At 66.6% G+C, this 23,407-nt stretch carries 9 protein-coding genes, 1 tRNA gene and 3 rRNA genes; 3 read left to right on the plus strand and 10 right to left on the minus strand.

Annotated elements, in window-relative coordinates; all coding sequences use genetic code 11:
- Positions 1-122: 122 nt before the first annotated feature.
- From C6376_RS00655 to C6376_RS00665, 3 genes are all read right to left on the minus strand, one after another.
- The gene (locus C6376_RS00655) at positions 123-2,882 is read right to left on the minus strand and encodes a DNA translocase FtsK (protein ID WP_173985552.1); all 2,760 of its coding nucleotides are present in this window, start codon (positions 2,880-2,882) and stop codon (positions 123-125) included.
- A gap of 180 nt (positions 2,883-3,062) precedes the next feature.
- A complete protein-coding gene (locus C6376_RS00660; protein WP_107441609.1) occupies positions 3,063-3,749 on the minus strand; it encodes a two-component system response regulator in 687 nt (228 codons plus the stop codon).
- 280 nt (positions 3,750-4,029) lie between these two features.
- Entirely contained in the window at positions 4,030-9,492 is a 5,463-nt protein-coding gene (locus C6376_RS00665) for a HAMP domain-containing protein (protein WP_107441610.1), read from the minus strand.
- A gap of 375 nt (positions 9,493-9,867) precedes the next feature.
- On the opposite strand from C6376_RS00665, the gene C6376_RS00675 reads away from it, so the two are divergent.
- Entirely contained in the window at positions 9,868-12,609 is a 2,742-nt protein-coding gene (locus C6376_RS00675; protein WP_107441611.1) for a SpoIIE family protein phosphatase, read from the plus strand.
- A gap of 55 nt (positions 12,610-12,664) precedes the next feature.
- Here C6376_RS00675 and C6376_RS00680 read toward each other — a convergent pair.
- The 7 genes from C6376_RS00680 to thyX form a co-directional block, all read right to left on the minus strand.
- A tRNA-Thr gene (locus tag C6376_RS00680) sits at positions 12,665-12,740 on the minus strand.
- Positions 12,741-12,977: 237 nt separating this feature from the next.
- Positions 12,978-13,094: ribosomal RNA gene (gene rrf, locus C6376_RS00685) — 5S ribosomal RNA — on the minus strand.
- 90 nt (positions 13,095-13,184) lie between these two features.
- Positions 13,185-16,306, minus strand: a 23S ribosomal RNA gene (locus tag C6376_RS00690).
- 313 nt (positions 16,307-16,619) lie between these two features.
- Positions 16,620-18,145: ribosomal RNA gene (locus C6376_RS00695) — 16S ribosomal RNA — on the minus strand.
- Together the 16S, 23S and 5S rRNA genes with 1 tRNA gene alongside form the textbook arrangement of a ribosomal RNA operon.
- Before the next feature lie 511 nt (positions 18,146-18,656).
- Positions 18,657-20,342, minus strand: coding sequence for a ribonuclease J (locus tag C6376_RS00705; protein WP_107441612.1), 1,686 nt, complete (start codon positions 20,340-20,342; stop codon positions 18,657-18,659).
- 128 nt (positions 20,343-20,470) lie between these two features.
- Positions 20,471-21,370 carry a 4-hydroxy-tetrahydrodipicolinate synthase gene (gene dapA, locus C6376_RS00710; RefSeq protein WP_107441613.1) on the minus strand — a complete coding sequence of 300 codons (900 nt, stop codon included), beginning with the start codon at positions 21,368-21,370 and terminating at the stop codon, positions 20,471-20,473.
- Between the two features lie 205 nt (positions 21,371-21,575).
- On the minus strand, positions 21,576-22,316 hold the full coding sequence (gene thyX, locus C6376_RS00715; RefSeq protein ID WP_107441614.1) for an FAD-dependent thymidylate synthase: 741 nt from the start codon (positions 22,314-22,316) through the stop codon (positions 21,576-21,578).
- Positions 22,317-22,506: 190 nt separating this feature from the next.
- Between thyX and C6376_RS00720 the strand changes: the two genes are divergently transcribed.
- The gene (locus C6376_RS00720) at positions 22,507-22,740 is read left to right on the plus strand and encodes a hypothetical protein (RefSeq protein ID WP_107441615.1); all 234 of its coding nucleotides are present in this window, start codon (positions 22,507-22,509) and stop codon (positions 22,738-22,740) included.
- A 105-nt stretch (positions 22,741-22,845) separates the two neighbouring features.
- On the plus strand, positions 22,846-23,397 hold the full coding sequence (locus C6376_RS00725) for a hypothetical protein (RefSeq protein ID WP_107441616.1): 552 nt from the start codon (positions 22,846-22,848) through the stop codon (positions 23,395-23,397).
- Positions 23,398-23,407 lie beyond the last annotated feature (10 nt).

A 23,407-nucleotide genomic window follows, 5' to 3' on the forward strand; every position in this document is an offset into this window, starting at 1 on the left:
GGGCCCCTGACGGGGAACCGCACCTGCCTCTCGCTCAACTGGACGTACGGCAAGGGGAAACGGTTGCTCAGCGTTTTCTAACGGGTGAGTCACGGCCGGCACCCGGTTCCCTCGACTGACGTCTACCCCTCAGACTGCCCTCGGATCACCGCGAGGACGCCGTCCAAGTCGTCCGGCTTCACCAGAACGTCACGCGCCTTGGACCCTTCGCTGGGCCCGACGATGTTCCGCGACTCCATGAGGTCCATCAGCCGTCCCGCCTTGGCGAAGCCGACCCGCAGCTTGCGCTGGAGCATGGACGTCGACCCGAACTGCGTGGAGACCACCAGCTCGGCCGCCTGGCACAGCAGGTCCAGGTCGTCGCCGATGTCCTCGTCGATCTCCTTCTTCTGCTTCGTGCCCACGGTGACGTCGTCCCGGAAGACCGGGGCCATCTGGTCCTTGCAGTGCTGGACGACGGCCGCGACCTCGGCCTCGGTCACGAAGGCGCCCTGCATACGGGTGGGCTTGTTCGCGCCCATCGGCAGGAACAGTCCGTCGCCCTTGCCGATCAGCTTCTCGGCGCCCGGCTGGTCGAGGATGACCCGCGAGTCGGCGAGCGAGGAGGTGGCGAAGGCGAGCCGGGAGGGCACGTTCGCCTTGATCAGGCCGGTGACGACGTCGACCGACGGGCGCTGCGTGGCCAGCACCAGGTGGATTCCCGCCGCGCGCGCGAGCTGCGTGATGCGCACGATGGAGTCCTCCACGTCCCGCGGCGCGACCATCATCAGGTCGGCGAGCTCGTCGACGATCACCAGCAGGTAGGGGTACGGCTGGAGCTCGCGCTCGCTGCCCTCGGGCGACTTGACGCTCCCCTCGCGCACGGCCCGGTTGAAGTCGTCGATGTGGCGGTAGCCGTAGGCGGCTAGGTCGTCGTAGCGCAGGTCCATCTCGCGTACGACCCACTGGAGCGCCTCGGCCGCCCGCTTCGGGTTGGTGATGATCGGTGTGATCAGGTGCGGGATGCCCTCGTAGGCCGTCAGCTCCACCCTCTTGGGGTCGACCAGGATCATCCGGACGTCCTCGGGGGTCGCCCGCATCATGACCGAGGTGATCAGACAGTTGATGCAGGACGACTTGCCGGAGCCGGTGGCGCCGGCGACCAGGATGTGCGGCATCTTCGCCAGCGAGTGCATGACGTAACCGCCTTCGACGTCCTTTCCGAAGGCGACCAGCATCGGGTCGTCGTCCTCGGCGGACTCGGCCAGGCGCAGTACGTCACCGAGGTTGACCATCTCGCGGTCGGTGTTCGGGATCTCGATGCCGACCGCGGACTTGCCGGGGATGGGGCTGATGATCCGCACGTCGGGGCTGGCGACGGCGTAGGCGATGTTCTTGGCGAGGGCGGTGATCCGCTCGACCTTCACGGCCGGCCCGAGCTCGACCTCGTAACGGGTGACCGTCGGCCCACGGGTGAAGCCGGTGACGGCGGCGTCGACCTTGAACTCGGTGAAGACGTTGGTCAGCGACGCGACGACGACGTCGTTGGCGGCGCTGCGCGCCTTGCCTGGGCCGCCGCGCTCCAGAAGGTCGAGCGAGGGCAGCGCATAGGTGATGTCGCCGGAGAGCTGGAGCTGCTCGGCGCGCGGCGGCAGCTCGCGCGAATGTTCGGGAGCCGACTTGGTCAGGTCCGGCACGGCTTGGTCGGTCCTGAGCCTCTCCTGCCTGGGGCGCGCCGCCGGCGCGGGGACGGGCGCCGCGGCCGGCGCCGGCACGGGTGTCGGCGTAGTCGGCTCCCGGTCGCCGACGCTGACGCCCTGGGTGAGGTCGGCGACGGTCCGCGAGGGCGGCATCCCGTGCAGGACGGCGCCGTCGAGGTCGGCCGCGGCGGCCGCCGCGATGTCCACGGCGTCCGGCTGCCGGTCCATGGCCGGTTGCGGCACCGCCGAGCGCCGGGGGCGGCCGCGCCGCCGGGAGAGCGCGTCCTGCTCGGCACTGTCGGGGTCGTACGCCTCGGGCGCGCCCGAGCGCCGTCGGGGGCGCCCGGGCAGCGCCTCACGCCACTGCTCGTCGTAGCGCTCGTCGTCCGAGAACTCGTCGTACTCGTCCGTCTGGGGATCGTGCAGCACGCCCAGCCGCACCCCGAGTCGGCGCAGCCGCTGCGGAATCGCGTTGACCGGGGTCGCGGTGACGACGAGCAGCCCGAAGACCGTGAGCAGCACCAGCAGCGGCACGGCGAGCACCTCGCCCATGGCGTAGGTCAGCGGGGTCGCCGCGCTCCAGCCGATGAGACCGCCCGCGTCCCTTATGGCCTGCATGCCGGCGCTGCGCGCGGGCGCGCCGCAGGCGATGTGGACCTGTCCGAGCACGCCGATGACGAGCGCGGACAGACCGATCACGATGCGCCCGTTGGCCTCCGGCTTCTCCGGGTGCCGGATGAAGCGCACGGCGATGACCGCCAGCAGTATCGGTACGAGCAGGTCGAGCCGGCCGAACGAGCCGGTCACCAGGATCTCGACGAGGTCGCCGACGGGACCGCGCAGGTCGGCCCAGGTGCCCGCGGCGACGATCAGGGCGAGGCCCAGCAGCAGCAGCGCGACGCCGTCCTTGCGGTGGGCCGGGTCGAGGTTCTTCGCGCCGTTCCCTATGCCGCGGAACACCGCGCCCACGGCGTGCGCCAGACCGAGCCAGACGGCGCGGACGAGCCGGTAGACGCCTCCGGTGGGGCTGGGAGCCGGCGGGGGCGGGGGCTTGCGGACCGCGGCCTTCCTGGCAGGCGCCTTCTTCGCCGGCGCCTTCTTCGGGACGGCCTTCTTCGCGGCGGCCTTCTTCGCCACAGCCTTCGCGGGAGCAGCCGCCTTCTTGGCGGGCTGCTTCTTGGCTGCGGAAGGACGTGAGGCCATGAGTGTGAGGTTACCGGTGGAGACCACAGGGGACACGCGTGCCCACCGCTTCACCCGTTCGTGTCGCCTTCGCGGACACCCGGAACTGACGCGTCCCCCGTGCGGGAGGAAAGAACTGACGCGTTGTCATGCGCAACTCCGCGCACCGCCCGCGTCAGTTCCGTTCAGTTCGGCGGCGGCTCAGTTCTGCGACGACACGGAGGCCGTGCCGCTGCCGGCGCCCGGCTCCAGGGCGTCCAGCGCCCGGCGCAGACCCGTGAGTTTGCGCTCCAGGTGAGCAGCCGTGGCCACCGCGGCCGCGTCGGCCGACTCGTCGTCGAGCTGCTTGGACAGCGCCTCCGCCTGCTCCTCGACGGCCGCGAGCCGCGCGGAGAGCTCGGCGAGCAGCCCTGCCGCCTCCTTGGCGCCGCCCGTGGCGGCCTTGCCGCCACCGCCCTCCAACTGCAGCCGCAACAACGCTGCCTGCTCACGGAGCTGGCAGTTCTTCATGTACAGCTCGACGAACACCGAGACCTTCGCACGCAGCACCCAAGGGTCGAACGGCTTGGAGATGTAGTCCACCGCACCCGCCGCGTAACCGCGGAAGGTGTGGTGCGGCCCGTGGTTGATCGCGGTGAGGAAGATGATCGGGATGTCCCGGGTCCGCTCCCGCCGCTTGATGTGCGCGGCCGTTTCGAAACCGTCCATTCCCGGCATCTGGACGTCCAGCAGAATGACCGCGAAGTCGTCCGTCAGCAGTGCCTTGAGCGCCTCTTCCCCGGACGATGCCCGCACCAGCGTCTGATCGAGCGCCGAGAGGATCGCCTCCAGCGCCAGCAGATTCTCCGGCCGGTCATCGACCAGGAGGATCTTGGCCTTCTGCACCATGGCCCGCCCTCCTCGCCCCGGCAGTGCACCGGGCGCCGCCCCTGGGGACGACTCCTGTACGCCGCCCTTCCTTGTGCCGGTCATGGTAGCCGCACCCCGACCGTCGCCACACCCTGTCACCGTGATGTCACTGTGCACGTAGCAGGAACGCAGCAGAAGACCAGAAGGTTCCCCGAATTCCGCCCCGCTACACGGCGGCGGCCACCCTCAGTCAACAACTCCGGGCGGCCGCCGCGAGTTCCCGTCACACGGGAGGCCTCGATCACACCGAGAACCCGTGTCACGCGCCCCGCATCCACTGCTGCATGACGGTCAGCAGGTGATCGGGGTCGACGGGCTTCGTCACATAGTCGGAGGCGCCCGACTCGATCGCCTTCTCCCGGTCGCCCTTCATCGCCTTCGCGGTCAACGCGATGATCGGCAGCCCCGAGAACTGCGGCATCCGCCGGATCGCCGTCGTCGTCGCATAGCCGTCCATCTCGGGCATCATGATGTCCATGAGGACGACCGCCACGTCGTCGTGCTGCTCCAGGACCTCGATGCCCTCCCGGCCGTTCTCCGCGTACAGCACCGACAGGCCGTGCTGCTCCAGGACGCTGGTCAGCGCGAACACGTTGCGGATGTCGTCGTCGACGATCAGCACCTTCTCACCGCCGAAGCGGATGCCCGGGCGCGCCTGCGTACCCGTCTGCTGTCCGCGGGACGGCCACTGCTCCGGCCTGCCGACCTGCTCACCGCTCACCAGGCGGCGACGACGCCGGAAAAGGGCCGCCGGGCCGTTCTGCGCGTCCTGGTACGACTTCACCTCGGCCGGCATCTGGATCTCGGTCTCGGACAGCTCCGACGGCTCGGCCGCCCCGTTCTCGGAGGCCACCAGGTCACCGGCCTCCAGGGCGGGCACGATCTGCTGGTAGCCCTGCGGCGGCAGTTCGCTCGGGTGCAGCGGCAGGTACAGCGTGAACGTCGACCCACGGCCCGTCTCGCTCTGCGCGTGGATCTCGCCGCCGAGCAACTGCGCGATCTCCCGCGAGATCGACAGCCCGAGGCCCGTACCGCCGTACTTGCGGCTGGTGGTGCCGTCCGCCTGCTTGAACGCCTCGAAGATCACCCGCATCTTGCTGGCCGCGATCCCGATGCCGGTGTCGGTCACCGAGAACGCGATCAGCGGCGCGTCCGCGTCGGTCAGCGAACCCGCCTCGAGCAGCTGTTCGCGGATCGCCACCGGCACCTCCGCACCGGCCGGCCGGATGACCAGCTCCACCGACCCGGAGTCGGTGAACTTCACCGCGTTGGACAGGAGGTTCCGCAGCACCTGCAGCAGTCGCTGCTCGTCGGTGTGCAGCGTGGCCGGCAGCTCCGGCGACACCCGCACCGACAGGTCGAGGCCCTTCTCCGCGGTCAGCGGGCGGAAGGTGGCCTCCACGTAGTCCACGAGCTGCACGAGCGCGATCCGCGTCGGCGACACGTCCATCTTGCCCGCCTCGACCTTCGACAGGTCGAGGATGTCGTTGATCAGCTGCAGCAGGTCGGAACCCGCCCCGTGGATCGTCTCGGCGAACTCGACCTGCTTCGGCGTGAGGTTGGTGTCCGCGTTGTCGGCGAGCAGCTTGGCGAGGATCAGCAGCGAGTTCAGCGGCGTGCGCAGCTCGTGCGACATGTTCGCCAGGAACTCGCTCTTGTAGCGCATCGACACCGCGAGCTGCTCGGCGCGCTCCTCCAGCACCTGCCGCGCCTCCTCGATCTCGGTGTTCTTCACCTCGATGTCGCGGTTCTGCTGGGCCAGCAGTTCGGCCTTCTCCTCCAGTTCGGCATTGGACGCCTGCAGCGCCTTCTGCCGCTGTTCCAACTCGGCCGACCGCTCCCGCAGTTGCTCGGTCAGCTCCTGGGACTGCTTCAGCAGCTGCTCCGTCTTGGTGTTGACGGAGATCGTGTTGACGCTGGTCGCGATCATCTCGGCGAGCTGGTTGAGGAAGTCCTTCTGGATCTGCGTGAACGGCGTGAACGACGCCAGCTCGATCACGCCGAGCACCTGCCCCTCGAACAGCACCGGCAGCACGATCACCTGCGCGGGCGGCGCCTCACCGAGCCCCGAGGAGATCTTCAGATAGCCGCTCGGGGCGTTCGCGACGAGGATCGTGCGCTTCTCCTCGGCCGCCGTCCCCACCAGCGCCTCGCCGGGCCGGAACGACGACGGCATCGATCCCATCGAATAGCCGTACGAGCCGAGCATCCGCAGCTCGTACAGGTCCGCGTCGCCGTCCGCCGGCGGCATCGCCAGGAAGAACGCGCCGTGCTGCGCGGCCACCAGGGGCGGCAGCTCGCTCATGATCAGCGACGCCACGTCCTGAAGGTCGCGCCGGCCCTGCATGAGGGCGGACACGCGCGCGAGGTTGCCCTTGAGCCAGTCCTGCTCCTTGTTGGCGATCGTGGTGTCACGCAGGTTGGCGATCATCTTGTTGATGTAGTCCTGGAGCTCCTGGATCTCTCCGGACGCGTCCACGTCGATCTTCAGGTTCAGGTCGCCGCGCGTCACCGCCGTCGCCACGCGCGCGATGGCCCGTACCTGCCGGGTCAGGTTCCCGGCCATCTCGTTCACCGACTCGGTCAGGTCGCGCCAGGTGCCGTCGACGTCCCGCACGCGTGCCTGACCGCCCAGCTGCCCCTCGGTGCCCACCTCGCGGGCGACGCGGGTGACCTCCTCGGCGAACGACGACAGCTGGTCGACCATCGTGTTGATGGTCGTCTTCAGCTCGAGGATCTCCCCGCGCGCGTCGATGTCGATCTTCTTCGTCAGGTCACCCTTGGCGATGGCCGTCGTGACCATGGCGATGTTGCGCACCTGACCGGTCAGGTTGGACGCCATGCCGTTCACCGAGTCGGTGAGGTCCTTCCAGGTGCCCGCCACACCCGGCACATGCGCCTGCCCGCCCAGGATGCCGTCCGTGCCCACCTCACGGGCCACCTTGGTGACCTGCTCGGCGAACGAACTCAGCGTCTTCACCATGGTGTTGAAGGTGTCGGCGAGCTGCTGCACCTCGCCGCGCGCCTCGATCGTCACCTGCCGCGTCAGGTCGCCGTTGGCGACGGCCGCCGCGACCTGGGAGATGTTGCGCACCTGCATGGTCAGGTTCTTGGCCATCAGGTTGACGTTGCCGCTGAGGTCCTTCCAGATGCCCGTGACGCCCGGCACGTGCGCCTGGCCGCCCAGGATGCCCTCGGTGCCCACCTCACGGGCCACCCGGGTCACCTGCTCCGCGAACGACGACAGCTGGTCGACCATCGTGTTGACGGTGGTGACGAGCTCGAGGATCTCGCCCTTGGCGTCCACGGTGATCTTCTTCGACAGGTCGCCCTTGGCGACCGCCGTCGTGACCTCCGCGATCTGGCGCACCTGGATGGTCAGGTTGTTCGCCATGAAGTTCACGGACTGCGTGAGGTCCTTCCAGGTGCCGGAGACGCCCTGCACCTCGGCCTGCCCGCCCAGCTGCCCCTCCGTACCCACCTCACGGGCCACCCGCGTGACCTCCTGGGCGAACGACGACAGCTGGTCGACCATCGTGTTCAGGGTGTTCTTCAGCTCGAGGATCTCCCCGCGCGCGTCCACGGTGATCTTCTGGGAGAGGTCACCCCGGGCCACCGCCGTGGCCACCTGGGCGATGTTGCGCACCTGGGCGGTCAGGTTGCCGGCCATGCCGTTCACCGAGTCGGTCAGGTCCCGCCACACACCCGCCACGCCGGGCACCTGCGCCTGACCGCCGAGGCGGCCCTCGGTACCCACGTCACGCGCGACCCGGGTCACCTGGTCGGCGAACGCGGACAGCTGGTCGACCATCGTGTTGATGGTGTTCTTGAGCTCGAGGATCTCCCCGCGCGCGTCCACGTCGATCTTCTGCGACAGGTCGCCGCGGGCCACCGCCGTCGTCACCTGCGCGATGTTTCGCACCTGCGAGGTCAGGTTCCCCGCCATGGAGTTGACGGAGTCGGTGAGCTCCTTCCACGTGCCCGAGACGCCGTCCACCCGCGCCTGACCGCCGAGGCGGCCCTCGGTGCCCACGTCCCGGGCCATCCGCGTCACCTGGTCGGCGAACGACGACAGCTGGTCCACCATGGTGTTCACGGTGTTCTTCAGCTGCGCCATCTCGCCGGACACGTCCACGGTGACCTTCTGCGACAGGTCGCCGTTGGCCACCGCCGTGGTGACCTGCGCGATGTTCCTCACCTGTCCGGTGAGATTCCTGAACGCCGTGTTGACGGAGTCCGTCAGGTCCTTCCAGGTACCGGCCGCGCCCGACACCTGCGCCTGACCGCCGAGCTCGCCCTCGACGCCGATCTCACGCGCCACCCGCGTGACCTCCGCGCCGAACGCCGACAGCTGGTCGACCATCCCGTTGACGGTGTTCTTCAGCTCCAGCATCTCGCCGGCCACGTCCACCGTGACCTTCTGCGAGAGATCACCGCTCGCCACCGCCGTCGTCACGGCCGCGATGTCCCGCACCTGCGTCGTGAGGTTGCGGAAGACGGTGTTGACGGAGTCCGTCAGGTCCTTCCAGGTACCGGCCGCGCCCGGCACGTTCGCCTGGCCGCCCAGCTGCCCCGCGGCGCCCACCTCGTTGGCGACCCGCGTGACCTCGTCGGCGAACGTCCGCAGCGTCTCGGTCATCTGGTTGATCGTGTCGGCGAGTTGCGCGACCTCGCCGCGCGCCGACACCGTCACCTTCTGCGACAGGTCACCGTTGGCGACCGCCGTCGTCACCTCCGCGATCCCGCGCACCTGGGCCGTCAGGTTCCCGGCCATGGTGTTCACCGAATCGGTGAGCTCCTTCCACACGCCGTCGACACCGGACACCTGCGCCTGGCCGCCGAGGATGCCCTCGGTGCCCACCTCGCGGGCGACCCGCGTCACCTCGACCGAGAACGCGGAGAGCTGGTCCACCATCGTGTTGACGGTGTTCTTCAGCTCGAGCATCTCGCCCTCGACGTGAACCGTCACCTTGCGTGACAGATCACCCTTGGCCACCGCCGTCGTCACCAGCGCGATGTCCCGCACCTGCGCAGTCAGCCGGTACGCCATGGTGTTGACGGACTCCGTGAGGTCCTTCCACGAACCGGACATGCCGCGCACCTGCGCCTGCCCGCCCAGCTTGCCCTCGGTGCCCACCTCGCTGGCCACCCGCGTGACCTCGTCGGTGAACGTCGACAACTGGTCGACGAGGTTGTTGACGGTCCGCCCGACCTTCAGGAACTCCCCGCGCAACGGCTGTCCGGCCGCTCCGTCCGGCGTCAGCGTCCTGAGCTCCATGCGCGGCGACAGATCGCCCTCGGCCACCGCCGACAGCACCCGCCCGACCTCGGAGACCGGCCGGACCAGGTCGTCGACCAGCGCGTTCGAGTTGTCGATTGCCGTCGCCCAGGAGCCCTCACAGGCACCCGTCTCCAGCCGTTCGGTGAGCTTCCCCTCCCGTCCCACCATGCGTCGCACCCGCGACAGCTCACCCGTGAGATGCAGGTTGCGGTCCGCCACCTCGTTGAACACGGCGGCGATCTCCGACATCACGCCGTCACCGGAGACCGTGAGCCGCCTGCGGAAATTCCCCTCCCGCATGGACACCAGAGCGACCAGCAACCGGTTCAGAGCTGCCGTGTCCACGACAGTGGTCCCGCCACGTGGTGTACGCGGCCTGCTCAGAGACTGTCCGCCTTTCGCGCGCGTCTTAGTGCCCCGCGTCGCTGCGCCAGACTCCACTTGTCCCTCCCGCAGGGGTCGACCGTTACCGCTGTGCCTGGGTGCTACTTTTCGCCATGCCCGTTACTTCTGGGTATCCCCGCCCGATCAAACCAGGCGGCGCCCGGGAGCTACTGCCCCCTGTGCTCAGAAGACACCCAGTCTGCCCGGACCTTCACAAGAAGCCTGCCCAGTGTTTCACCCTTGCCGAACCAGGCCATAACAGTTCGGCAGCTTCGCACATCGTCCGCACACCCTTGGGCTGAACACAGCCGACCGGCATCCGCGCGGACCGGGATGGTAAGTAACCTTGCATGCGGCCTCCCAGCCGCGCCGGTCCCACCGGCCTGGGCGGTGGCACGAGCACGAGCGGGCATCGGAGGGGCGGCCGCACACATGACCACCGGACTGATCCCGGGGGGACAGACCCCGGACCCCCGGTCCTCGGGCACGCGTCCGCCGCACCAGCGAGGCGACCTGACCGGCCGGGGAGCCCTGCACGTCGACGACCGGCCGAGGAGTTCTGTGATCACCGCGCGCGCGGCTGCCAGCTTCGAGCCCGTGGGGCGATCCGTGGCGACCGCCCGCGCCTTCGTCCGCGACACCCTCCAGGGGTGGGGCTTCGCCGACATCGTCGACGACGCGGTGGTCCTCACCAGCGAACTGGTGACCAACGCGGTCGTGCACGCCGGCACCCATGCCGACGTCCTGTGTCTGCGCAGCGACGGCGGTGTCCGCATCGAGGTGGCCGACCGGTATCCGGAGCGCGAGATCCCTCTCCAGGGTTCCCCCGCGACCATGGGCAGTCCCGACCGCGAGGGCGGCCGCGGCCTCCAGTTGTGCGCGGCCATCGCCGCCCGCTGGGGCGTCGAGTACACCCCCACCCGAAAGCAGGTCTGGTTCCAACTCGACCTCCCCGACCGCCCGGTGGGCACCCGCGCTGCCGGCCCGTCGCTCCCCGCCGATCTGCTGCCCCTCGCCGACAGCCGGGTACGCGTCGCCGTCGTCCAGATCGACCGCGTGGGAGCCGTCTCCGCCTGGAACGAGGACGCCGAGGAACTGTTCGGCTACCCCGCCGACCAGGTCACCGGCAAGCCCCTCACCGACCTCGCCGCCTGGCCGCACACTCCGGGCACCAGCACCGGCATCGCCGAGGCGCTTCAGCTCTCCCGCTGGGAGGGCAGTTACGGCATCCGCGGCGCGGACGGCCGGGTCACCCCGGTCTACGCCTCCCACCTGCGCGTCCGTGACACCGACGGCGAGCCCTCCACGGTCTGCCTGCTCGTCCGCGACCACGAACGCGCCGTCCTGCAGACCCCCTCGCGCGTCCCGTCCACGGACAGCACCACCGCCTCCGACGGCCAGAGCACCGATCCCTTCGAGGTGTTCATCGGCTCACCGGCCCCCGACGACCTCGACGGCCTTCTCCAGCGCACGGTCGAACGCGCCCGCGACATGCTCGACGGCGACTCCGCGTTCCTCCTCCTGGCCACCGACGACGAGACCGAGTTGGAGGTCCGCGCCTCCACGGGGTTGCCCTCCGCCCGCCAGCGCTTCGCGCGCGTGCCCGTCGAGGCAGGCCCGGGCCGTTACGGCTCGGCCCGGATGCCCGCCGTGCACGAGGATCTTCTCGCCGTCCCCGGCGCGGTCCCCCTGCTGAGCGGCACGGGTATGCGCTCGGTCGTCACGGTCCCGCTGAAGGTCGAGGGTCGGCTGACGGGCTCCCTCGGCGTGGCGGCGGAGGCTCATGGCCGCTACTCCAACGAGGAGGCCCTGCGCCTGCAGTTCGCGGCCGACCGCATCGCGCTGGCAGTGGAGTCGGCCCGGCTCGGAGAGCTGGAGCGCCTGCGCCGGGGCTCTCTCAGCTTCCTCGTCGAGGCTTCCGACCTCCTCGCCGGCACCCTGGACCGCGACCAGACCCTCGCCCTGATGGCCCAGATGACCGTGCCGACGCTGGCGACCTGGTGCGCGGTCTACACGATCGCCGACCAGGCGTCCGACCCCTATCTCTCCTACGTCCTGCACGAGGACGAGGAACTGATCGACGGCATCAAGTCGTTGCTCTCGAAGATCGCCCCGCCCGACCCGGTCCCCACGCCCGGCGCCCGGGTGTGGGCAGCCCCCGCTGCGGCGGCGCACGACGCGGCCCTGCGCAGTTCCATGCGCAGCCTCGGCCTGACCGGCGGCCCGACCCATCAGGTGGCGTCGGGCATCGGTCCCACCCTCGCCACGGCCTCCGCCGTCGGCGGCGAGACCGTCGTCCTCCCTCTGGTGGCCCGCAACCGCGTCATCGGCATGCTGACTCTCGGCAAGCCCACCGACGAGCACTTCCGCCAGGAGATCCTGGAACTGGCCGAGGACCTGAGCCGCCGGGCGGCCCTCGCCCTGGACAACGCCCGCCTGTACTCGGAGCGGACGGCCATCAGCCAGGCGCTCCAGCGCAGCCTCCTCCCCCCGGAGACCCCCAAGATCGACGGTGTCGAGGTCGAGGTCATCTACCGGGCGGCCGGAGAGGGCAACGAGGTGGGCGGCGACTTCTACGATGTCTTTCCCATCAGCGAGGGCGTCTACGGTTTCGCCATCGGCGACGTCTGCGGTACGGGCCCCAACGCGGCGGCGGTCACCGGGCTCGCCCGTCACGCGCTTCGTCTCCTGGCAAGGGAAGGCCTCAGTGGCCCGGCCGTCCTCGAGCGTCTCAACTCCGCCATCCTCGACGAGGGTGCCCGCAGCCGCTTCCTGACCCTCCTCTACGGCGAGATGCGCCCGCACGAGGACGGCAGCGCGGAGCTGAAGGTCGTGTGCGCGGGCCACCCGCTCCCGCTCCGGCTGCGCCAGGACGGCACGGTCGAGCCGGCCGCCGAACCCCAGCCGCTGCTGGGCGTCATGGAGGACCTGGAGCTGTACGAGCAGACCGTCACCCTAGACCCGGGCGATGTTCTGCTCTGCGTCACCGACGGAGTCACCGAGCGCCGTGAGGGCACCCGCATGCTGGGGGACGACGGTCTCGCCGACGTCCTCACCACCTGCACGGGTCTGACGGCCGGCGCGGTCGCCGCCCGCATCATGCGCGCGGTGGAACGCTTCGCGTCCGACGCCCCGTCGGACGACATGGCGATCCTGGCCATGCGCGTGGCATAGGGAGACGGGCAATGAGAAAAGGCCTCCACCCGAACGGGTGAAGGCCTTTTCTTTGTGGAGCCCCCTAACGGAATCGAACCGTTGACCTTCTCCTTACCATGGAGACGCTCTGCCGACTGAGCTAAGGGGGCTGGTCACTTCTCGAGGTTTCCCTCGCGGCAACGGAATAGAGCATACCCCGAACGGCCCGGTGTTCTCAAACTCGCTCACAGGCCGGGCTGAAGCGGTCCGCCATCCCTCACCGGACAGGCCCGTCCGGTGCATCTTCCGTCCGACCGGACGCCGAAGCGCCGGCCGCCGGCCGGTTCGTCGTGCCCTAAACGCAGAAAACCCCCGTGCCGAATGGCACGGGGGTTTTCGCAATGATTGTTCGGCGGTGTCCTACTCTCCCACAGGGTCCCCCCTGCAGTACCATCGGCGCTGTAAGGCTTAGCTTCCGGGTTCGGAATGTAACCGGGCGTTTCCCTCACGCTATGACCACCGAAACACTATGAAACTGTTCAGCCGCACCACACCGTGACCATGGCATGGGGCTGTTCGTGGTTTCAGAACCAACACAGTGGACGCGAGCAACTGAGGACAAGCCCTCGGCCTATTAGTACCAGTCAGCTTCACCCATTACTGGGCTTCCACATCCGGCCTATCAACCCAGTCGTCTACTGGGAGCCTTACCCCATCAAGTGGGTGGGAATACTCATCTCGAAGCAGGCTTCCCGCTTAGATGCTTTCAGCGGTTATCCCTCCCGAACGTAGCCAACCAGCCATGCCCTTGGCAGAACAACTGGCACACCAGAGGTTCGTCCGTCCCGGTCCTCTCGTACTAGGGACAGCCCTTCTCAATATTCCTGCGCGCGCAGCGGATAGGGACCGAACTGTCTCACGACGTTCTAAACCCAGCTCGCGTACCGCTTTAATGGGCGAACAGCCCAACCCTTGGGACCGACTCCAGCCCCAGGATGCGACGAGCCGACATCGAGGTGCCAAACCATCCCGTCGATATGGACTCTTGGGGAAGATCAGCCTGTTATCCCCGGGGTACCTTTTATCCGTTGAGCGACGGCGCTTCCACAAGCCACCGCCGGATCACTAGTCCCGACTTTCGTCCCTGCTCGACCCGTCGGTCTCACAGTCAAGCTCCCTTGTGCACTTACACTCAACACCTGATTGCCAACCAGGCTGAGGAAACCTTTGGGCGCCTCCGTTACTCTTTAGGAGGCAACCGCCCCAGTTAAACTACCCATCAGACACTGTCCCTGATCCGGATCACGGACCCAGGTTAGACATCCAGCACGACCAGACTGGTATTTCAACGACGACTCCACCTGAACTGGCGTCCAAGCTTCACAGTCTCCCAGCTATCCTACACAAGCCGAACCGAACACCAATATCAAACTGTAGTAAAGGTCCCGGGGTCTTTCCGTCCTGCTGCGCGAAACGAGCATCTTTACTCGTAGTGCAATTTCACCGGGCCTATGGTTGAGACAGTCGAGAAGTCGTTACGCCATTCGTGCAGGTCGGAACTTACCCGACAAGGAATTTCGCTACCTTAGGATGGTTATAGTTACCACCGCCGTTTACTGGCGCTTAAGTTCTCAGCTTCGCCACCCCGAAGAGTGACTAACCGGTCCCCTTAACGTTCCAGCACCGGGCAGGCGTCAGTCCGTATACATCGCCTTACGGCTTCGCACGGACCTGTGTTTTTAGTAAACAGTCGCTTCTCGCTGGTCTCTGCGGCCACCCCCAGCTCGAGGAGCAAGTCCTCTCACCAAGCGTGGCCCCCCTTCTCCCGAAGTTACGGGGGCATTTTGCCGAGTTCCTTAACCATAGTTCACCCGAACGCCTCGGTATTCTCTACCTGACCACCTGAGTCGGTTTAGGGTACGGGCCGCCATGAAACTCGCTAGAGGCTTTTCTCGACAGCATAGGATCATCCACTTCGCCACAATCGGCTCGGCATCAGGTCTCAGACTATGTGGTGTGCGGATTTGCCTACACACCGTCCTACACCCTTACCCCGGGACAACCACCGCCCGGGATGGACTACCTTCCTGCGTCACCCCATCACTCACCTACTGCAAGTCTGGTCCGTCGGCTCCACCACTTTCCATTCCCCGAAGGGTCCGGAACGGCTTCACGGACTTAGCATCGCCTGGTTCAATGTTTGACGCTTCACAGCGGGTACCGGAATATCAACCGGTTATCCATCGACTACGCCTGTCGGCCTCGCCTTAGGTCCCGACTTACCCTGGGCAGATCAGCTTGACCCAGGAACCCTTAGTCAATCGGCGCACACGTTTCTCACGTGTGAATCGCTACTCATGCCTGCATTCTCACTCGTGAACCGTCCACAACTACCTTCCGGTGCTGCTTCACCCGGCACACGACGCTCCCCTACCCATCACGATCCCCGTTGGGGGTATATATCGCAATGACACGACTTCGGCGGTACGCTTGAGCCCCGCTACATTGTCGGCGCGGAATCACTAGACCAGTGAGCTATTACGCACTCTTTCAAGGGTGGCTGCTTCTAAGCCAACCTCCTGGTTGTCTCTGCGACTCCACATCCTTTCCCACTTAGCGTACGCTTAGGGGCCTTAGTCGATGCTCTGGGCTGTTTCCCTCTCGACCATGGAGCTTATCCCCCACAGTCTCACTGCCGCGCTCTCACTTACCGGCATTCGGAGTTTGGCTAAGGTCAGTAACCCGGTAGGGCCCATCGCCTATCCAGTGCTCTACCTCCGGCAAGAAACACACGACGCTGCACCTAAATGCATTTCGGGGAGAACCAGCTATCACGGAGTTTGATTGGCCTTTCACCCCTAACCACAGGTCATCCCCCAGGTTTTCAACCCTGGTGGGTTCGGTCCTCCACGAAGTCTTACCTCCGCTTCAACCTGCCCATGGCTAGATCACTCCGCTTCGGGTCTTGAGCGTGCTACTGAAACGCCCTGTTCGGACTCGCTTTCGCTACGGCTACCCCACCCGGGTTAACCTCGCAACACACCGCAAACTCGCAGGCTCATTCTTCAAAAGGCACGCAGTCACGAGATACGTGCAAGCACGTATCCGACGCTCCCACGGCTTGTAGGCACACGGTTTCAGGTACTATTTCACTCCGCTCCCGCGGTACTTTTCACCATTCCCTCACGGTACTATCCGCTATCGGTCACCAGGGAATATTTAGGCTTAGCGGGTGGTCCCGCCAGATTCACACGGGATTTCTCGGGCCCCGTGCTACTTGGGTGTCTCTCAAACGAGCCGTTGATGTTTCGACTACGGGGGTCTTACCCTCTACGCCGGACCTTTCGCATGTCCTTCGCCTACATCAACGGTTTCTGACTCGCCTCACAGCCGGCAGACTGTGAAAGAGAGATCCCACAACCCCGAATGCGCAACCCCTGCCGGGTCTCACACGCATACGGTTTGGCCTCATCCGGTTTCGCTCGCCACTACTCCCGGAATCACGGTTGTTTTCTCTTCCTGCGGGTACTGAGATGTTTCACTTCCCCGCGTTCCCTCCACATACCCTATGTGTTCAGGTATGGGTGACAGCCCATGACGACTGCCGGGTTTCCCCATTCGGAAACCCCCGGATCAAAGCCTGGTTGACGGCTCCCCGGGGACTATCGTGGCCTCCCACGTCCTTCATCGGTTCCTGGTGCCAAGGCATCCACCGTGCGCCCTTAAAAACTTGGCCACAGATGCTCGCGTCCACTGTGCAGTTCTCAAACAACGACCAGCCACCCATCACCCCCAACCTGAGCTGGAGTTCACTGGGGCCGGCATCAGAAGGGCAAGCGAAAACGCTCGCACCCTCAGACACCCAACAGCGTGCCCGGCACCCCCGCCACTCGTGATCAGCTTTCCACGCTCCGAAGAGCAGTACTTGCAGCCCGAGATGACTGAGAATGCCGAATAATCAACGTTCCACCCATGAGCAACCAGCACCGGACGTTCGCCGATGAACTGGCCTCTGGACAACCTTGCGGCTGCCTAGAAGTGCTCCTTAGAAAGGAGGTGATCCAGCCGCACCTTCCGGTACGGCTACCTTGTTACGACTTCGTCCCAATCGCCAGTCCCACCTTCGACAGCTCCCTCCCACAAGGGGTTGGGCCACCGGCTTCGGGTGTTACCGACTTTCGTGACGTGACGGGCGGTGTGTACAAGGCCCGGGAACGTATTCACCGCAGCAATGCTGATCTGCGATTACTAGCAACTCCGACTTCATGGGGTCGAGTTGCAGACCCCAATCCGAACTGAGACCGGCTTTTTGAGATTCGCTCCACCTCACGGTTTCGCAGCTCTTTGTACCGGCCATTGTAGCACGTGTGCAGCCCAAGACATAAGGGGCATGATGACTTGACGTCGTCCCCACCTTCCTCCGAGTTGACCCCGGCAGTCTCCTGTGAGTCCCCATCACCCCGAAGGGCATGCTGGCAACACAGAACAAGGGTTGCGCTCGTTGCGGGACTTAACCCAACATCTCACGACACGAGCTGACGACAGCCATGCACCACCTGTACACCGACCACAAGGGGGCGACCATCTCTGGCCGTTTCCGGTGTATGTCAAGCCTTGGTAAGGTTCTTCGCGTTGCGTCGAATTAAGCCACATGCTCCGCTGCTTGTGCGGGCCCCCGTCAATTCCTTTGAGTTTTAGCCTTGCGGCCGTACTCCCCAGGCGGGGAACTTAATGCGTTAGCTGCGGCACCGACGACGTGGAATGTCGCCAACACCTAGTTCCCACCGTTTACGGCGTGGACTACCAGGGTATCTAATCCTGTTCGCTCCCCACGCTTTCGCTCCTCAGCGTCAGTAATGGCCCAGAGATCCGCCTTCGCCACCGGTGTTCCTCCTGATATCTGCGCATTTCACCGCTACACCAGGAATTCCGATCTCCCCTACCACACTCTAGTCTGCCCGTATCGAATGCAGACCCGGGGTTAAGCCCCGGGCTTTCACATCCGACGCGACAGACCGCCTACGAGCTCTTTACGCCCAATAATTCCGGACAACGCTTGCGCCCTACGTATTACCGCGGCTGCTGGCACGTAGTTAGCCGGCGCTTCTTCTGCAGGTACCGTCACTTTCGCTTCTTCCCTGCTGAAAGAGGTTTACAACCCGAAGGCCGTCATCCCTCACGCGGCGTCGCTGCATCAGGCTTTCGCCCATTGTGCAATATTCCCCACTGCTGCCTCCCGTAGGAGTCTGGGCCGTGTCTCAGTCCCAGTGTGGCCGGTCGCCCTCTCAGGCCGGCTACCCGTCGTCGCCTTGGTGAGCCATTACCTCACCAACAAGCTGATAGGCCGCGGGCTCATCCTTCACCGCCGGAGCTTTCAACCCCCACAGATGCCTGCGGGAGTGGTATCCGGTATTAGACCCCGTTTCCAGGGCTTGTCCCAGAGTGAAGGGCAGATTGCCCACGTGTTACTCACCCGTTCGCCACTAATCCCCACCGAAGTGGTTCATCGTTCGACTTGCATGTGTTAAGCACGCCGCCAGCGTTCGTCCTGAGCCAGGATCAAACTCTCCGTGAATGTTTTCCCGTAATCGGGATCGCACACACGAGAGCGGAACGTCGAGCGGAATAAGCCCGGCGTTCACAACGTCCTCGCTGTGTTTGTTTCAAAGGAACCTCATCCTCGGCTATCACTGCCGGGGACGGGGTATCAACATATCTGGCGTTGATTTTTGGCACGCTGTTGAGTTCTCAAGGAACGGACGCTTCCTTCGTACTCACCCTCTCGGGCTTTCCTCCGGGCAGTTTCCCTTCGGTCTTGCGTTTCCGACTCTATCAGACCGTTTCCCGATCCGATTTCCTCGGTGCTTTCCAGGTTTCCCGCTTATCTCGCGGTTTCCCTTTCCGGCGGTTCCGACTTTATCAGAAGTTCTGAGTCGGTTTTCCCGGCCCTCCCGGGACAGTCTCCCGGTACGCAAGGTGGCGGGGTTCCCGTTCAGGCGGAGCCGTAAACGTACTGGAGCGGGGCTCCCCGATGCAAATCGGGGAGCCCCGCTCCGGGTTCACGCGTACGAGGGGGCGTACGTCGCTCAGACCTCCACCACGACCGGGAGGATCATCGGCCTGCGGCGATAGGTGTCGGAGACCCACTTGCCCAGGGTGCGGCGGATCAGCTGCTGCAGCTGGTGGGGTTCGACGACGCCGTCCTGGGCCGAGCGTTCCAGGACCTCGGCGATCTTCGGAGTGACTGCTGAGAAGGCGGAGTCCTCGATGCCCGAGCCGCGGGCCTGGATGTGCGGGCCGCCGGTGATCTTGCCGGTGGAGGAGTCCACCACGACGAAGACCGAGATGATGCCCTCGTCGCCAAGGATCTTCCGGTCCTTCAGGGCCGGCTCGCCGACGTCGCCGACCGAGAGGCCGTCGACGTACACGTATCCCGCCTGGACCTTGCCGGCGATCTTCGCCTTGCCCTCGACGAGGTCGACGACCACACCGTCCTCCGCGATCACGATGCGGTCGTGCGGGACGCCCGTCAGGGCACCCAGCTCGGCGTTGGCGCGCAGGTGCCGCCATTCGCCGTGCACCGGCATCAGGTTCTTCGGGCGGCAGATGTTGTAGAAGTACAGGAGCTCGCCGGCCGAGGCGTGGCCCGAGACGTGCACCTTGGCGTTGCCCTTGTGGATGACGTTCGCGCCCCAGCGGGTCAGCCCGTTGATCACCCGGTAGACCGCGTTCTCGTTGCCCGGGATGAGCGACGACGCCAGGATCACCGTGTCGCCGGGAACGATGCGGATCTGGTGGTCGCGGTTGGCCATACGGGACAGGGCGGCCATGGGCTCACCCTGGGAACCCGTGCACACCAGCACGACCTCGTGGTCCGGAAGGTCGTCGAGGGTCTTGACGTCCACCACGAGGCCCGGTGGGACCTTCAGGTATCCCAGGTCGCGCGCGATGCCCATGTTGCGGACCATCGAGCGGCCGACGAAGGCGACGCGACGGCCGTACTCGTGCGCCGCGTCGAGGATCTGCTGGATGCGGTGGACGTGACTGGCGAAGCTGGCCACGATGATCCGCTTGCGGGCTCCGGCGAAGACCGTGCGCAGGACGTTGGAGATGTCCCGCTCGGGCGGCACGAATCCGGGCACCTCGGCGTTCGTCGAGTCGGAGAGAAGAAGGTCGATGCCCTCCTCGCTCAGGCGGGCGAACGCGTGCAGGTCGGTGAGCCGGCCGTCCAGCGGAAGCTGGTCCATCTTGAAGTCGCCCGTGTGGACCACCATGCCGGCGGGCGTGCGGATGGCGACCGCGAGGGCGTCCGGGATCGAGTGGTTGACGGCGATGAACTCGCAGTCGAACGGGCCGATGCGCTCACGGTGCCCCTCCGCCACCTCGAGGGTGTACGGGCGGATCCGGTGCTCCTGCAGCTTGGCCTCGATCAGCGCGAGGGTCAGCTTGGAGCCGATGAGCGGGATGTCCGGCTTCTCGCGCAGGAGGTAGGGGACGGCGCCGATGTGGTCCTCGTGACCATGGGTGAGGACGATGCCCTCGATGTCGTCGAGGCGGTCCCGGATGGACGAGAAGTCCGGCAGGATCAGGTCGATGCCGGGCTGCTCCTCCTCGGGGAACAGCACCCCGCAGTCGACGATCAGCAGGCGGCCGCCGTACTCGAAGACCGTCATGTTCCGGCCGATTTCGCCGAGGCCGCCGAGCGGGGTGACCCGGAGGCCGCCCGCGGGGAGCTTCGGAGGCGGAGCGAGTTGCGGATGCGGATGGCTCAAAAGACTCTCCTCAAACATGCGCGCCACGTACCGGTGGGCACGTGGCGCGCATGACGTTCGTGCAGAAGCAGTTGTCGTTGTGGATTGCAGGCACCGGTGGCCTGCCTATTCAGTTGTGAAGTCTGTTGTCAGAGCTGTACCCCGCCCGCGGCAAGATCGATCTTGAGCTGTTCGATCTCTTCGGGCGAGCACTCGACCATGGGCAACCGCAGGGGTCCCGCGGGCAGGCCCTGCAGGGCGAGCGCCGCCTTCGTCGTCATGACGCCCTGGGTGCGGAACATGCCCGTGTAGACGGGGAGCAGCTTCTGGTGGATCTCGGTGGCCTTCTGGACGTCGCCGGCGGTGAATGCCTCGACCAGGGCGCGCAGCTCCGGGGTGACGAGGTGGCCGACCACCGAGACGAAGCCGACCGCGCCCACCGAGAGCAGCGGCAGGTTCAGCATGTCGTCGCCGGAGTACCAGGCGAGGCCGGAGCGCGCGATGGCCCAGCTGGCACGGCCGAGGTCGCCCTTGGCGTCCTTGTTGGCGACGATCCGGGGGTGCGCGGCGAGGCGGACCAGCGTCTCGGTGCTGATCGGGACTCCGCTGCGGCCGGGGATGTCGTAGAGCATGACCGGCAGTCCGGTGGCGTCGGCGACGGCAGTGAAGTGCCGGTACAGGCCTTCCTGCGGGGGCTTGTTGTAGTACGGGGTGACGACCAGGAGGCCGTGGGCGCCCGTCGTCTCGGCCGCCCTGGCCAGTTCGACACTGTGGTGGGTGTCGTTGGTGCCGACGCCTGCGACCACGTGGGCGCGGTCTCCGACGGCCTCCAGGACGGCTCGTACCAGATCCGATTTCTCCGCGTCGCTGGTGGTGGGCGACTCGCCGGTGGTGCCGTTGACGATCAGGCCGTCGTTGCCTGCGTCCACCAGGTGGGTGGCGAGCCGCTGTGCGCCGTCGAGGTCGATCGCGCCGTCCGCCGTGAAGGGCGTGACCATGGCGGTGAGGACCCGCCCGAAGGGGGTCTGCGGAGTGGAGGTCGGAGCCATGGGTGACACGCTACTCGTTGCCCACCGCGAGGTCTGCCCTCGGGGGGCGCGAAAAGTCATGACAAAGGTGGAACCCGGCACTGCCTGCTCGGGGGTTCAAGCAGTGCCGGGTCCGTTCGATCAGGCTAGATGAACTTCTCCAAATGCCGCAATACGGACACTTCGGGCGGATGATCCGTACATACGTCTCCGTAGCCCGTCCTCGTCACGGCGCGACACGCCCGTTCGCGTTGAAGGCCGCGTAGGTGAGGGGCATGAGCCTGGCCCACTCGGCCTCCATCTTCTCGCCCACCATCTCGATCTCCCGCTGCGGGAAGGAGGGAACCTTCGCCAGCTCGTGCTGGGTGCGCAGGCCCAGGAAGTGCATCAGCGAGCGGGCGTTGCAGGTGGCGTACATCGAGGAGAACAGGCCGACCGGGAGGACCGCGCGGGCGACCTCGCGGGCGACTCCGGCGGCGAGCATCTCCTGGTAGGCCTCGTACGCCCGTCGGTAGGAGTCCTCCATGGTGCGGCCCACGATCTCCTGCTGGGCCTGGGTGCCCTCGACGAAGACGTACTTGCCGGGGCGGCCCTCCTGCACCAGCTTGCGGGACTCGCCGGGGACGTAGAAGACGGGCTGGAGCTCCCGGTAGCGGCCGGACTCCTCGTTGTACGACCAGCCCACGCGGTGCCGCATGAACTCGCGGAAGACGAAGATCGGGGCGCTGATGAAGAAGGTCATCGAGTTGTGCTCGAAGGGGCTGCCGTGCCGGTCCCGCATCAGGTAGTTGATCAGGCCCTTCGACCGCTCGGGGTCCTTGCCCAGCTCGTCGAGGGACTGCTCGCCGACGGTCGAGACACGGGCGGCGAAGAGCACGTCGGCGTCGGACGCGGTGTGCTTGACCAGCTCGACGGTGACGTCGCTGCGGAAGCCGGGCTTGGGGTCGTCGGCGGGACTGTCGGTCACGGCAGGGGGGTCCTTCCATCGCGTCTTCGGAGCGGCGCCAACTCTACGGGGGGCGTTGGGCCGGACGGGCACGGGCATGCCGCGGGATTCCCTCGGGACGTCTGCTGATATGGGGCACGTTTTCGGGCACTCGCTCGTCTGTATCGACAGACGACGTCACACAGGACAGTTCCGGGAGGAAGTACCCACCATGCTCCGTCGGCGCGAGCCCGTCCCCTTCGCCTTCCTCACGGAGGCCGACAGCTTCCGAAGCAATGTCGCTCCCCCACCCCCCGAGCGGTCCTCCGTGAGCCGGACAGCCGGGCGCTGGCTGTTGGGGCTCACCATCGTGGCCGGGCTGGTGGGGTCGCTGGTCATCGGGATGCCGGCACTGCGCGTCGACTCCTCGCTGCCTCAGCAGTCACAGGCGTCCCAGGGCCGCTGACGCGGAGCGGGCGTCGCCGCCACGGACCCCCGATGGTGGTGAGCGGGGACACAGCCGGATAGCCTCACCGGGCACAGCCCACGCATGGACGAGTGAGGACCAGTCGTGCCCCTGCCCTTTCTGACGGCCGACCGACCGTTCGACGCGGCGGACGACGTCGCCCTGCCCTTCGAGGACCGTGAGCGCTGGCGGCGTCCCTACCGGCCCGGCCCCTGGCGGGTCGGGATCGCGGCGCTGACGCTGCTGCTCGCCTCGTTCGTGCTGTTCGCGGCCGTCATCATTGCCCTGACCGGATCGGTGTCCGAGGCCGCCGTGGTCTTCGGCGGCTCCCTGCTGGTGATCGCCTGCGCCTTGCGGCTGCTGCGCATGGGTGTGTGGGTGAGCGCGCGCGGGCTGCGCCAGGTCGGCTTCCTCGTCACGCGCACCCTGCCGTGGGAGCGGGTCGGGGTGGTGCACACCGTGCAGCAGCCGGTGCGCTGGCTGGGGCTGCCGCGGACGGTCCAGGGGCAGGCCCTGACGGTCGCGCGACGGGACCGGCCCGCCGAGAGCACGCCGCTGCTGACCACGCACGGGGCGGACTTCCTGGCACGCGGCGAGGCCTTCGACCGGGCGGCGGACGCGGTCGAGGCGTGGGCCGCGGAGAACCGGCACGGCTGACCGCCGAACG

The organism is Streptomyces sp. P3 (assembly GCF_003032475.1).
In the GTDB taxonomy this organism is placed as follows: Bacteria; Actinomycetota; Actinomycetes; order Streptomycetales; family Streptomycetaceae; genus Streptomyces.